10 protein-coding genes and 1 pseudogene are annotated in these 13,112 nt (G+C 65.6%); 7 read left to right on the forward strand and 4 right to left on the reverse strand.

The window, feature by feature from the left end; translation table 11 throughout:
• The 3 genes from acnA to JOY90_RS09230 form a co-directional block, all read left to right on the forward strand.
• Positions 1-2,424 (forward strand): aconitate hydratase AcnA (gene acnA, locus JOY90_RS09220; protein WP_291690829.1); only part of this gene is annotated, 2,424 nt, incomplete at its 5' end.
• A gap of 149 nt (positions 2,425-2,573) precedes the next feature.
• Positions 2,574-3,365: a thioredoxin family protein gene (locus tag JOY90_RS09225; protein WP_291690830.1), complete on the forward strand. Its 792-nt coding sequence runs from the start codon at positions 2,574-2,576 to the stop codon at positions 3,363-3,365.
• 457 nt (positions 3,366-3,822) lie between these two features.
• On the forward strand, positions 3,823-4,194 hold the full coding sequence (locus JOY90_RS09230) for a DUF2794 domain-containing protein (RefSeq protein ID WP_291690831.1): 372 nt from the start codon (positions 3,823-3,825) through the stop codon (positions 4,192-4,194).
• Here the strand turns inward: JOY90_RS09230 and JOY90_RS09235 are convergent.
• The 4 genes and pseudogenes from JOY90_RS09235 to JOY90_RS09250 form a co-directional block, all read right to left on the reverse strand.
• A pseudogene (locus JOY90_RS09235) lies at positions 4,191-4,745 on the reverse strand (N-acetyltransferase family protein); the annotation flags it as partial. The gene JOY90_RS09230 and the pseudogene JOY90_RS09235 overlap by 4 nt on opposite strands.
• Positions 4,746-4,820: 75 nt before the next feature.
• Positions 4,821-5,612 (reverse strand): Bax inhibitor-1/YccA family protein, encoded by a 792-nt coding sequence (locus tag JOY90_RS09240; protein WP_291690832.1) that lies wholly within the window; start codon positions 5,610-5,612, stop codon positions 4,821-4,823.
• Positions 5,613-5,891: 279 nt separating this feature from the next.
• Complete coding sequence (locus JOY90_RS09245) at positions 5,892-8,483, reverse strand: FtsX-like permease family protein (RefSeq protein ID WP_291690833.1); 2,592 nt, start codon at positions 8,481-8,483, stop codon at positions 5,892-5,894.
• Positions 8,480-9,214: an ABC transporter ATP-binding protein gene (locus JOY90_RS09250; protein ID WP_291690834.1), complete on the reverse strand. Its 735-nt coding sequence runs from the start codon at positions 9,212-9,214 to the stop codon at positions 8,480-8,482. Before JOY90_RS09250 ends, JOY90_RS09245 begins: the two co-directional genes overlap by 4 nt.
• Before the next feature lie 55 nt (positions 9,215-9,269).
• On the opposite strand from JOY90_RS09250, the gene JOY90_RS09255 reads away from it, so the two are divergent.
• The 4 genes from JOY90_RS09255 to mdh form a co-directional block, all read left to right on the forward strand.
• Positions 9,270-9,920: an arylesterase gene (locus JOY90_RS09255; RefSeq protein ID WP_291690838.1), complete on the forward strand. Its 651-nt coding sequence runs from the start codon at positions 9,270-9,272 to the stop codon at positions 9,918-9,920.
• A 224-nt stretch (positions 9,921-10,144) separates the two neighbouring features.
• Positions 10,145-10,681, forward strand: a complete 537-nt coding sequence (gene thpR / locus JOY90_RS09260) for an RNA 2',3'-cyclic phosphodiesterase (RefSeq protein WP_291690835.1) — start codon at positions 10,145-10,147, stop codon at positions 10,679-10,681.
• Between the two features lie 110 nt (positions 10,682-10,791).
• Entirely contained in the window at positions 10,792-11,976 is a 1,185-nt protein-coding gene (gene zapE / locus JOY90_RS09265; protein ID WP_291690836.1) for a cell division protein ZapE, read from the forward strand.
• A gap of 274 nt (positions 11,977-12,250) precedes the next feature.
• Positions 12,251-13,112, forward strand: an 862-nt coding sequence (gene mdh, locus JOY90_RS09270) for a malate dehydrogenase (protein ID WP_291690837.1), incomplete at its 3' end; no start/stop codon positions are given.

Consider the following 13,112-nt stretch of genomic DNA (forward strand, 5'->3'; position numbering starts at 1 on the left):
GATCTCGCCGCTATGCGCGATGCGATGGTCACGCTCGGCGGCGACCCCGACAAGATCAACCCGCTCGTGCCGGTCGACCTCGTCATCGATCATTCCGTGATCGTGAACTTCTTCGGCGACAACAAGGCCTTCGCCAAGAACGTGGTCGAGGAATACAAGCAGAACCAGGAGCGCTACGAATTCCTGAAATGGGGGCAGAAGGCGTTCTCCAACTTCTCCGTGGTGCCGCCCGGCACCGGCATCTGCCACCAGGTCAATCTCGAATATCTCGCTCAGACGGTGTGGACCAAGAAGGAGAAGATGACGGTCGCGAGGAAGACCGGCACCTTCGAGGTGGCCTATCCGGATTCGCTGGTCGGCACCGATTCGCACACCACCATGGTCAACGGGCTCGCCGTGCTCGGCTGGGGCGTCGGCGGCATCGAGGCGGAGGCCTGCATGCTCGGCCAGCCATTGTCGATGCTGCTGCCGGAAGTGGTCGGCTTCAGGCTGGATGGCCAGCTCAAGGAAGGCGTCACAGCGACGGACCTGGTGCTGACCGTGACGCAGATGCTGCGCAAGCTCGGCGTGGTCGGCAAGTTCGTGGAATTCTTCGGTCCCGGCCTCGATCATCTCTCGGTCGCCGACAAGGCGACCATCGGCAACATGGCGCCGGAATACGGCGCGACCTGCGGCTTCTTCCCGGTCGATGCCGCCACCATCGACTACCTGAAGACGTCGGGCCGCACGCCGTCGCGCGTCAAGCTGGTCGAGGCCTATGCCAAGGCGCAGGGCCTGTTCCGCACCGCGAAGTCGGAGGATCCGGTCTTCACCGAGACGCTGACGCTCGACCTCGGCGATGTCGTGCCATCGATGGCGGGACCGAAGCGCCCAGAAGGCCGCATCGCGCTGCCATCGGTCTCCGACGGTTTTGCCACCGCGCTGGGCGGCGAATACAAGAAAGGCGACGACGCCGCTCATCGCCATGCCGTCGAGGGCCGCGACTTCGATCTCGGCCATGGCGACGTGGTGATCGCCGCGATCACTTCCTGCACCAACACCTCGAACCCGAGCGTCCTGATCGGCGCCGGCCTGCTCGCGCGCAATGCCGCGGCCAAGGGATTGAAGGCGAAGCCGTGGGTGAAGACCTCGCTCGCGCCGGGCAGCCAGGTGGTCGCCGAATATCTCGCCAATTCGGGCCTGCAGAAGGACCTCGACAAGGTCGGCTTCAACCTGGTCGGGTTCGGCTGCACCACCTGCATCGGCAATTCCGGCCCGCTGCCCGAGGACATATCGAAGTCGATCAACGACAACGGCATCGTCGCGGCCGCCGTGCTCTCCGGCAACCGCAATTTCGAGGGCCGCGTCAGCCCGGATGTGCAGGCCAACTACCTCGCCTCGCCGCCGCTGGTGGTCGCCTATGCGCTGGCCGGCAGCGTCACCAAGAATCTCGCAAGCGAGCCGCTCGGCAGCGGCAAGGACGGCAAGCCCGTCTACCTGAAGGACATCTGGCCGACCATGAAGGAGATCAATGCCTTCATGAAGAAATACGTCACCGCCTCGATCTTCAAGAAGCGCTACGCCGACGTGTTCAAGGGCGACACCAACTGGCGCAAGATCAAGACGGTCGAGAGCGAGACCTATCGCTGGAACATGAGCTCGACCTATGTGCAGAACCCGCCCTATTTCGAGGGCATGAAGAAGCAGCCCGATCCGATCACCGACGTGGTCGATGCGCGGATCCTGGCGATGTTCGGCGACAAGATCACCACCGATCACATCTCGCCGGCCGGATCGATCAAGCTGACCTCGCCCGCCGGGAGGTTCCTGAGCGAGCATCAGGTGCGGCCCGCCGACTTCAACCAGTACGGCACGCGCCGCGGCAATCACGAGATCATGATGCGCGGCACCTTCGCCAACATCCGCATCAAGAATTTCATGCTCAAGGGCGCGGACGGCAACATTCCCGAGGGCGGGTTGACGAAACACTGGCCCGACGGCGAGCAGATGTCGATCTACGACGCCGCGATGAGATATCAGCAGGAGAACGTGCCGCTGGTGGTGTTCGCCGGCGCCGAATACGGCAACGGCTCCTCGCGCGACTGGGCCGCCAAGGGCACGCGGCTGCTCGGCGTGCGCGCCGTGATCTGCCAGAGCTTCGAGCGCATCCACCGTTCCAACCTGGTCGGCATGGGCGTGCTGCCCCTGACCTTCGAGGAGGGCTCCTCCTGGTCGTCGCTCGGGTTGAAAGGCGACGAGACGGTCACGATCCGCGGCCTGCAGGGTGATCTGAAGCCGCGCCAGAAGCTCACCGCGGAGATCGTCGGCAACGATGGCGCGCTGCAGCGCGTCCCACTGTTGTGCCGTATCGATACGCTCGACGAGCTCGACTACTACCGGAATGGTGGCATTCTGCACTATGTGCTGCGCAAGCTGGCGGCGTGAAGCAGATCGTGATCAATCCCTCACTGCGAAGTGAGTGGCAGGTAACGAGGAGGCGGCCTAAGACAGGCCGCCTTTTTGGCGTCCCTGCGGGGGCGTGCCGGGAGGCGCGGGGTGGTTAGAGGGGTAATCGTGGCGGCAGTGTTCCGGTCATGACGGCAAGGATAGCTTACAATCTGATTTCGCGATGGTCGGGAGCGCTCGGCGTGTGCGCGATCATCGCCATCATCCGTCCGGCCCAGGCCGATCCGCGTGCCGTCGTCGAGCTCTTCACCTCGCAGGGATGCTCGTCCTGCCCGCCGGCCGACAAGATCCTCGGACAGCTCGCCAAGGACCCGTCGGTCATCGCGATGAGCATGCCGATCGACTATTGGGATTATCTCGGCTGGAAGGACACGCTGGCGGATGCGCGCTTTTCGGCGCGCCAGAAGGCCTATTCGCGGATGCGAGGCGACCGCGAGGTCTATACGCCGCAAGCCGTCGTGAACGGCGAGACCCACGTGATCGGCAGCGATCTCGCCGGTATCGAGAGCGCGATCGGCAACACAAGGAAGACCGACGGCGTGATGACGGTGCCGGTGACGATGACCCAGTCCGGCAGCCAGCTCAACGTGTCGATCGCCGCGCCTGGCAAGGACGCCGAGGGACTGCACGGCGAGGTTTGGATCTGCTCGATCTCGAAAGCCGTGCCGATCGCAGTCGGCCGCGGCGAGAACAGCGGCCGCGAGCTCACCTACTACAACGTGGTGCGCAACCTCCTGAAGCTGGGGGACTGGAACGGGGCTCCCGGCCACTGGACGGTGCCGCTGGAAAGCATCGTCCGCGAGGGTGTCGACGGCGCCGTCGTGTACGTGCAGAACGGCAGCCGCGACAAGCCTGGCGCCATGTACGGGGCGGCCTATACGTCGCTGCATGGCGAGCGCGAGCACGCCCAAATACCGTGACCCGCCGCCCCGAACTTTTCTGCCCGAACTTTTCTGAGAGAGAAAGATCGCGCGACCGGTTGACGCACCCGGTCGCCACATGCTTCGTCACAGGTTCCGGACAATAAAAAAAGGACCAACTCGCGTTGGCCCATCAGGAACTGGTCGGTTTGGTTCTGCGATAGGCCCGATCCCGACGATCCCGGGGGGCTGGGGGCTGAGGAATCCGAAACCGAAAGGACCGGGCCAACGCAGTATCTTCTTATCGCAACCCCAAGGGGCAGGCGGTTGGCGGAAGTGGGGCGGCATTATGATTCTTGCTAACGATCCTGTGACGCCCATTTGCGCGAGCATAGCGGTTCATTGAAGGCCGATTTGCCGTCCGGTTCCGGGTCGCGGGACAATTCGCCTCCTCGCGCCCCTTGCAGGGTGAGGCCCGTTGGCGCAAACATGTCACTGACATGACAGGAGACGGCCCATGAGTTTGATGCCGGAGGACGCCGATCCCAGCGGGAGTCACGCAGCGGTTCGTGTGGCCGCTGCGACCCCCTCACCGAACCGCGTGACATTCAATCGTCTCGAGCTCAATCGCATCCTGAACCTGTACGGCCGCATGGTCGCCGACGGCGAATGGCGCGATTATGCGATCGACTTCCTGCGCGACCGCGCCGTGTTCTCGGTGTACCGCCGCGCCTCCGAGGTGCCGCTTTACCGGATCGAGAAGGATCCACGGCTGGCGCGCAAGCAGGGCATGTATAGCGTGATCTCGGCGACCGGCCTGATCATGCGCCGCGGCCACGAACTCGATCGCGTGCTGCTCGTGATCGACCGCAAGCCGGCGCTGGTCTAACCTCGGACGGTCGGATTGGCTGGCACCGTCGTCGCGCCCTCGCCGAGCGCGCGCTGCATCATCACGGTGTCGAGCCAGCGGCCGAACTTCAGCCCGACAGCCGGGTGGGTGCCGATCATCTGAAACCCGCAGCGCGTATGCACGCCGATCGATCCGGCATTGGCGGAATCGCCGATCACCGCGATCATCTGGCGATAGCCGCGAGCCTCGGATTCGGCGATCAGCCGCAGCATCAATTGCAGCCCGATACCGCGCCGATGGATCGCGGGCTCCAGGTAGACCGAATTCTCGACCGTGAAGCGATAGGCGGGCCGGGGCCGGTAGGCGCCGGCATAGGCGTAGCCGACCACGCGTCCGTCGAGCGCGGCGACGAGATAGGGAAAACCGCCGTCCACCAGCGCGCGGAAGCGTCGGGTCATCTCGGCCAGATCGGGCGGGATCAGCTCGAACGTCGCGGTGCCGTGACGTACGGCGTGGTCGTAGATGGCGGTGATGGCGGCAAGGTCGGCCTCGGTGGCCGGCCTGATGTCAACGGAAGGCATCCGGCTACAGTATTTCGCCTGCCGAAAAAGAAAAGCCCCGGCGGTGAAGCCGGGGCTCGATGCGTTTTCCGTGTTCTTCGGCGGTCAGTCGCGCTGGCCGAGCAGCTGCAGCAGCAGCGTGAACAGGTTGATGAAGTTCAAGTACAGCGACAGCGCACCCGTGATCGCGGCGCGTTCGGCGATGTCGCCGCCGGCCGAGGCGTAGCCGTAGATGTAGTCGTTCTTGAGCCGCTGGGTATCCCAGGCGGTGAGGCCCGCGAACACCAGCACGCCGACCACCGACACGATGAACTGCAACGCCGAGCTTGCCACGAACAGATTGACCAGGCTCGCGATGACGATGCCGATCAGACCCATGAACAGGAATGATCCGAACCCGGTCAGGTCACGCCGCGTGGTGTAGCCGTAGAGGCTCAGCGCGCCGAAGCTCGCCGCGGTGATGAAGAACACCCGCACGATGGAAGTATGGGTGTAGACGAGGAAGATGGACGACAGCGAGACGCCCATCAGGGCCGAGAACACCCAGAACAGCAATTGTGCGGTCGAGGGCGCGAGGCGGTTGATGCCGGCCGAGATCGCGAACACCATCACGAGCGGCGCCAGGATGAACAGCCATTTCAGCGGGCTCACGAACATCGCGTAGCCGAACGGCGTCAGGAACGCGTTGCCGATCTTGGCCGCGGCGCCGGATGGATCGGTCGTCACCGCCGCCATGTAGACACCGAGCGCGGCGAGACCGGTGATGGCGAGGCCGATGCTCATGTAGTTGTAGATGCGCAGCATGTAGGCGCGCAGACCGGCGTCAACGGTCGCGGCGTCGACGCGCCCGGCGGCCCGGCCGAAGGGTGAAGTATAGTTGCGGTCTAGATCCGACATGGTCGAATTCCCGTTGGTTGCCCGGTGGTCCGCAAGGGTTTTGCGGCCGCCGGTTCGAAAGAAACCTATCTCAGATTGCGCGGACTGCCGACATTAATTTTGCGTCATCAATCCGCTGCCTGAACCCGATAACCATGTGGGAAACTAGCACATTTCACGCAAGCTTCCACGCGCGGCCGAATGTCGCTCTGTTGTCGAATTCATGGCGAAAGCACGCATTAACCCTGCCATAACGCGAAGGAAGGCCGATCGATGGCGGGCCGGATCGGCTACAATTTGTCACAGATTCCGCAGCACCGATGCGGGCTTCTGGTTCAGCGCGAGCAGCGTTCCGGCAAGCCCCAGCCCCACGGTCACGACCAGGGCGGAGACGACCACCACCGTGGCGCTTCCGGCCTGCCAGACGAAGCTCAGGGTCATCAGCCGCGTCACGATCAGCCAGGCCGCGACCGAGCCAGCGATCACGCCGAACACGGCGGTGGCGAACCCGATCAGGAGGTATTCCAGCGCATAGGCCCCAAGCAGGCGCAGCCGCGTGGCGCCGAGCGTCTTCAGGATCACCGCGTCATAGACCCGGTGGCGGTGTCCGGCGGCCAGCGCGCCGCCGAGCACCAGGACCGCCGAAATCAGCGTCACGGCGCTCGCGCCGCGGATCGCCAGCGCCAGATTGGTCACCACCGCGCCGACGGTCTGCATCACCTCGCGCACCCTGACGCTGGTCACCATCGGGAACGCGTCGGCGACCTTGCGGACGATGCGGCCGTCCTCGGCGGCGTCGGTGCGCTGCTCGGTCAGGGTCGCGATATGGGTGTGCGGCGCGCCCTTGAATGCATTCGGCGAGAACACCAGCACGAAATTGATGCCGAGCCCCTGCCAGTCGATGTTGCGCATGTTGCCGATGCGGGCGGAAACGTCGCGGCCGAGCACGTTGACCACGATCTCGTCACCGAGCTTGAGCTTGAGCCCGTCGGCGATCTTCTTCTCGATCGAGACCAGCGGCGGTCCGTCATAGTCGGCGCCCCACCACTCGCCCTCGACGATCCTGGAGCCCTTGGGAATTTCGCCGGTATAGGTGAGGCCGCGGTCGCTCTGCAGCACCCATTCCGAGTCCGACGACGGTTCGAGGTTTTCGGCCTTGACGCCGCGGGCGCCGACGATCCGGCCGCGCAGCATCGGGACGTCCTCGACGGTCGCGTCCGGCTCGGTCTTGTGCAGGAACTCGTTGAAGCGGTCCGCCTCGCTCGAGGGGATGTCGATGAAGAAGAACGACGGCGCGTGCTCCGGCAGCGACGCCAGGAATTGCCGCCTCAGATTGCCGTCGATCTGGGTGATCGTCACCAGTACGGCGAGCCCGAGCCCAAGCGACAGCACGACCGATGGCGTCAGCGCACCGGGCCGGTAGATGTTGGAGATCGCGAGCCGCAGCATGGTGGAACGGGTGCGCGGCAGGCGCCGGGCGGCGCCCATCACGCCGGCCGCGATGGCGCGCAGCAGGCCGAACACGAGCGCGGAAGCGACCACGAAGACCGCGGCGACGCGCTTGTCGTAGGCGAGCCCGATCACCACCGCGATCAGCAGCGCGACGACCACCGCCATCAAGGCGAGATAGCGCCAACGCGGCCGGTGCCACTCGGCGACCACCGCTTCGCGAAACAGTGCCGCGACCGGGACGTCGTGGACGCGGCCGAGCGGCCACAGGCCGAAGGCGAGCGCGGTCAGCAGGCCGTAGACGAAGGCGAGCGCAAGCTCGCTTGCGTGCAGCGCCGGCGTCACGGGCAGCGGCAGCAGCTTGCCGAACAGGCCGACGATGACGAAGGGCAGGGCGGCGCCGGCGGCCAGCCCGATCACGGAGCCGAGGCTCGCGAGCACGACGACCTGGGTCAGATAGATCGCGAACACGTCGCGGCCGGTGGCGCCGAGCGCCTTGAAAGCCGCGATCACCTCGAGCCGGCGGTCGATGTGGCTCTTCACGGCATTCGCCACCCCGACGCCGCCGACCAGGAGCGCAGCGAGGCCGACCAGCGTCAGGAACTGGGTGAAGCGCTCGATGGTCCGTTCGAGCTGCGGTGAGGCGTTGGCGCGGCTGCGCACCTCCCAGCCAGCTTCCGGCGCGGCGGTGTGCGCGTCGTCGATCAGCGCCCTGGTCGCGCCGTCGTCGCTGGCGCCATCCGGCAATTTGACCCGGTAGACCCAGCGCACCAGGCTGCCGGGCTGGATCAGGGCGGTGGCGCGCAGGCCCGCCTCGCTGACCAGGAAGCGCGGCCCGAGCCCGATGCCGCCGGCGAGCTTGTCCGGCTCGGCTTCGACCGCGCTGCGGATCTGGAAGCTGGCCTCGCCGAGCGTGACCTTGTCGCCGACCTTCAGGTCGAGCCGCTGCAGCAGCGCCGGATCGGCCGCGGCGCCGAACGCGCCGTCGCGCTCGGCCAGCAGGTCGGTCATCGGAATCGCAGGACGGAGCGTCAGCTGGCCGAGCATCGGATAGGCGACGTCGACCGCTTTCACCTCGACCAGCGCGAGCCGGCCGTCGGCAGCGCGCGCCATCGCCCGCAAGGTGGCCGCGATCGACACCTCGCCGCGCGAACGCAGGAATGCGACTTCGTCGGGCTTTGCCTCGCGCTGGAACAGCGAAAAGGAGACGTCGCCGCCGAGCAGCGTCCGGCCCTCACGCGCCAGCCCGTCGCTCAGGCTCGCCGCCACCGATCCGACCCCGGAGATCGCCATCACGCCGAGCGCGATGCAGGCGATGAAGACGTAGAAGCCGCGCAGGCCGCCGCGCAATTCGCGGATCGCGTAGCGCAGGCTGAGCCAGGCCGTGCGGCCGCCGCCGGTGCGCCCGGAATCGAGATCGATACGCTCCGAGACGACCGTCATGTCGCGGGTCTGCCGGTTGTGCTCGCGGCGTCGATCCGGCCCGAGCGCAGCCGCACCACGCGGTCGCAGCGCTGCGCGAGCGAGGTATCGTGGGTTACCAGCACGAGCGTCATGCCGCGCTCGGCATGTTTGGTGAACAGGAGGTCGACGATCTGCCGGCCCGTGCCCTCGTCGAGATTGCCGGTCGGCTCGTCGGCGACCAGGATCGCGGGGTCGGGCGCGAGCGCGCGGGCGAGCGCGACGCGCTGCTGCTCGCCGCCGGAGAGCTGGGTCGGGTAGTGATGCAGACGATCGGCGAGGCCGACGGAGGAGAGCTCCCGCGCCGCGCGCTCGGCGGCATCGGCGTTGCCAGCGAGCTCGAGCGGGACCGCGACGTTCTCCAGCGCCGTCATGGTCGGGATCAGATGAAACGATTGGAAGACGATGCCGACCTGACGTCCGCGAAAGCGGGCGAGCGCGTCCTCGTCGAGGGCATTGAACGGTGTGCCGCTCACCACCACCTCTCCGCTGTCAGGACGCTCCAGGCCCGCCATGACCATCAGCAGCGTGGATTTTCCCGAACCCGAAGGGCCGATCAGGCCGAGCGCTTCGCCGGATGCGACGCGCAGGCTGATGTCCTTCAGGATATGAACGCGCGCGGCGCCGCTGCCGAGCGAGAGATTGACCTTGGAGATCGCAATCGTGTCGGTCGCAGAGCCGGATCGGGGTGTGGATTCGATGAGACTGTCCATGGCCCGGTCATATGGCACTTTCGCCGGGTGGGTCGAGAGGCGGCTTGGGCCGCTCATGCACATCGTCGTGTTGATGGCGACCTTGACGGCGGCGCAAACGGCGGGGCTGGCCGGCGCCGAGGCGGCGGATGAGGGGAAACCCATCAAGCTGGTGGTGCTCGGCGACTCGCTTTCAGCCGGGCTTGGCCTCGCGGCCGCCGACGCGTTTCCGGCAAGACTGCAAAAGGCATTGCGGGACAAGGGGGTGAACGTCGACATCGCCAATGCCGGGGTGTCCGGCGACACGGCGTCGGGCGGCCGCGACCGGCTGGACTGGTCGGTGCCGGATGGAACCGACGGGGTGATCGTCGAGCTCGGCGCCAACGATGCGCTCCGTGGGATTGATCCCGCCGTCACCCGTTCGGCGCTATCGGACATCGTCGGCCGCCTGAAGGGGCGCGCGATCGCGGTCCTCCTCTGCGGCATGGTGGCGCCGCCGAATTACGGCCGCGATTATGCGGATCGTTTCGATGCGATCTATCCTGAGCTTGCGAAGTCTGCCAGCGTGCCGCTCTATCCGTTCTTTCTGGACGGCGTCGCTGCCGACGCCAAGCTCAACCAGGCTGACGGCATTCATCCGACGCCGCAGGGCGTCGACATCATCGTCAACAGGATCATGCCCATGGTGGAGGCATTTCTCGGCGTGATAAGCAGGCAGTCCCGTTGAAAAGCGGGCAGGAAACCAGGTGATAACCTTACCGGTTTAGCTTTCTGTGAGGAGGTTCTCGATCGGTTAACGTCATATGCTTCGCAGAGTCACACAACTCAGTTAGAAAATATCGATCGGTGATTCGTCACCGGAATCGTTTTAGGGCATGATCGCCCGAGGCCATGGCCACAGCGACGTGGTTGGGCCATCGGAAAAGTGCCCAAGCATCGGGAGTCCGTACGATGCCGCGTTTGTTCACGGGACTGGAAATCCCGGCCGAGATCGGCCAGACCCTTTCCAATTTGCGAGGTGGCCTTCCCGGCGCCCGCTGGATCGATCCCGAAAATTATCACGTCACCCTGCGCTTCATCGGCGACATCGACGGCGCCTCGGCGAACGAGATCGCCTCCATGCTGGTGCGCGTCAACCGCAAGCCGTTCGAGGTGACGCTGCAGGGCCTCTCCAGCTTCGGCGGGCGCAAGCCGCGCGCGGTGGTTGCGTCGATCGTGCCGAGCCGTCCCTTGATTGAACTGCAGGCGGAGCTCGAGCGGATCATGCAGCGGATCGGGCTCGATCCGGAGGGCCGCAAATTCACCCCGCATGTGACGCTGGCGCGGCTCCATGACGCCTCGAGCAGGGATGTCGCGGACTATCTCTCGGTGCGCGGCTATTTCCCGAGCCGGGTATTCATGGCGGAGCGCTTCGTTCTGTTCTCCTCCCGGGCTTCCACGGGGGGCGGCCCCTATGTGGTCGAGGATTCCTACGCCCTCAGCCGGTGAGCTTCCGCCAATACCGGCAGCAAGAAGGCCTCCAAGACCCGGACGCGCATACCCCTGCCCCTGATTCTCGGCTTGCAATTTTCTTAAGCCTGGGGCCGTAAAGATGCGCCATGCTGTCCAGTCCCTCCGACGCGTTCCTCCGCCAGTATCGGGCCCTCGTCGCGTCCGGCGCCATCGAAGCCGATGCGGCGCAGGCCGAGGCTGCGGACGTCTTTGCCGAGCTGGAACGGCGGCTGTCGAACTACAAGCCCGCGCGCCGGCAGGGCCTGCTCGGCCGGCTGTTCTCCGACAAGCGCGAGGCGCCGCCGCAGGGCCTCTACATCCATGGCGAGGTCGGCCGCGGCAAGACCATGCTGATGGACCTGTTCTTCCAGCACTGTCCGGTGGAGCACAAGCGGCGGGCGCATTTCCACGAGTTCATGGCCGAGGTGCATGAGCGGATCTACGCCTACCGCCTGGACATGGCTCGCGGCGAGCTCGCCAATTCCGACGTGATCGCGCTGACGGCGTCCGCGATCTTCGACGAGGCCTGGCTCCTGTGCTTCGACGAATTCCACGTCACCGACATCGCCGACGCCATGATCCTGGGGCGGCTGTTCGCAAAACTGTTCGAGCTCGGCACGGTGGTGGTCGCGACCTCCAATGTCGCGCCCGACGACCTCTACAAGGGCGGACTGAACCGCGCGTTGTTCCTGCCCTTCATCGCGGAGATCACCGCGCACATGGACGTGCTGCGGCTTGATGCACGCACCGATTTTCGGCTGGAAAAACTCTCCGGCGTCAACATGTGGCTGGTGCCGGCGGATGCCGAGGCCAAGGCGGCGCTCGACAAGGCCTGGGTCAGGATGACCGGCAACGCCGAGTGCAATTCACGCGATATTCTCATCAAGGGGCGCAATCTCCACGTGCCGTGCTCGGCGCATGGAGTGGCGCGGTTCTCCTTTGGCGATCTCTGCGAGAAGCCGCTCGCGAGCTCCGACTATCTCAGGCTTGCGCACGATTATCACACCATCCTGGTCGACCGTATCCCAGTGATGGACCATTCCGAGCGCAACGCCGCCAAGCGTTTCATCACCCTGATCGACACGCTCTACGACAACGCGGTGAAGCTGATGGCCTCCGCCGAGGCCGACCCGGTGTCGCTGTATCTCGCCACCGAGGGCAACGAGGCCAACGAATTCAAGCGGACGTCATCGCGTCTGATCGAGATGAGCTCGGCCTTCTACCTGGCCCTTCCGCATGGGCGGAAGGATTCCGCCGCCAGCGGCGCGACCACGGGGCTGGTCGAGACGTAATTCCAGTCATTGCGAGCCAACGGGTCCGCGCGAGGCGCGGCCCGAAGACAAGCTCAGCAAAGCAGTCCATGGTCGACTCGGGCGCCATGGATTGCCTCGATACTACGCGCCTCGCAACGACACGGGCGGCCGGGACTTGACCGAAATCAAGGCAGCATACTGGCTGCGCCTACAATTGAGCGTGGTCCGGCTTGAACGGCTCGGTCGAAAGGGATAACCAGCCTCTCAGCTTCGTAACGGCTTCCCTTCCCGGGCTTCAAAGGACGGATTTCCCATGGCGCGCGACAAAATTGCTCTGATTGGCTCCGGCCAGATCGGCGGAACGTTGGCTCACCTGATCGGCTTGAAGGAGTTGGGCGACGTGGTGATGTTCGACATCGCCGAGGGCGTGCCGCAGGGCAAGGCGCTCGACATCGCCCAGTCCTCGCCGGTCGACGGCTTCGACGCCGCCTATGTCGGCGCCAATTCCTACGAGGCGCTCGACAACGCCAATGTCTGCATCGTCACCGCCGGCGTGCCGCGCAAGCCCGGCATGAGCCGCGACGACCTGCTCTCGATCAACCTCAAGGTGATGGAGCAGGTGGGCGCCGGCATCAAGAAATACGCGCCCGATGCCTTCGTCATCTGTATCACCAATCCCCTCGACGCCATGGTCTGGGCGCTGCAGAAGGCCTCGGGCCTGCCGCACAAGAAGGTGGTCGGCATGGCCGGCGTGCTCGACTCCGCCCGCTTCCGCTATTTCCTCGCCGACGAGTTCAACGTCTCGGTCGAGGACGTCACCGCCTTCGTGCTCGGCGGCCACGGCGACACCATGGTGCCGCTGGTGAAATATTCCACCGTCGCCGGCATCCCGCTGCCCGACCTCGTCAAGCTGGGCTGGACCTCGCAGGCGCGGATCGACGAGATCGTCGACCGCACCCGCAATGGCGGGGCCGAGATCGTCAACCTCCTGAAGACCGGGTCGGCCTTCTATGCGCCGGCGGCCTCCGCGATCGCGATGGCCGAGAGCTATCTCAAGGACAAGAAGCGCGTGCTGCCCTGCGCAGTGTCGCTGAAGGGCGAGTACGGCGTGCGCGACCGCTACATCGGCGTGCCGGCCGTGATCGGCGCCAAGGGCGTCGAGCGCGTCATCGAGA

It is taken from the genome of Bradyrhizobium sp. (genome assembly GCF_019242285.1).
GTDB lineage: Bacteria > Pseudomonadota > Alphaproteobacteria > Rhizobiales > Xanthobacteraceae > Bradyrhizobium.

What these genes read in the sequence shown, in the direction of transcription:
- JOY90_RS09225 (WP_291690830.1), top strand. Translation starts at nt 2,574, where the DNA reads ATGACGGCAAGGATAGCTTACAATCTGATTTCGCGATGGTCGGGAGCG.
- JOY90_RS09230 (WP_291690831.1), top strand. Translation starts at nt 3,823, where the DNA reads ATGAGTTTGATGCCGGAGGACGCCGATCCCAGCGGGAGTCACGCAGCG.
- JOY90_RS09240 (WP_291690832.1), bottom strand. Translation starts at nt 5,612, where the DNA reads ATGTCGGATCTAGACCGCAACTATACTTCACCCTTCGGCCGGGCCGCC.
- JOY90_RS09245 (WP_291690833.1), bottom strand. Translation starts at nt 8,483, where the DNA reads ATGACGGTCGTCTCGGAGCGTATCGATCTCGATTCCGGGCGCACCGGC.
- JOY90_RS09250 (WP_291690834.1), bottom strand. Translation starts at nt 9,214, where the DNA reads ATGGACAGTCTCATCGAATCCACACCCCGATCCGGCTCTGCGACCGAC.
- JOY90_RS09255 (WP_291690838.1), top strand. Translation starts at nt 9,270, where the DNA reads ATGCACATCGTCGTGTTGATGGCGACCTTGACGGCGGCGCAAACGGCG.
- thpR (WP_291690835.1), top strand. Translation starts at nt 10,145, where the DNA reads ATGCCGCGTTTGTTCACGGGACTGGAAATCCCGGCCGAGATCGGCCAG.
- zapE (WP_291690836.1), top strand. Translation starts at nt 10,792, where the DNA reads ATGCTGTCCAGTCCCTCCGACGCGTTCCTCCGCCAGTATCGGGCCCTC.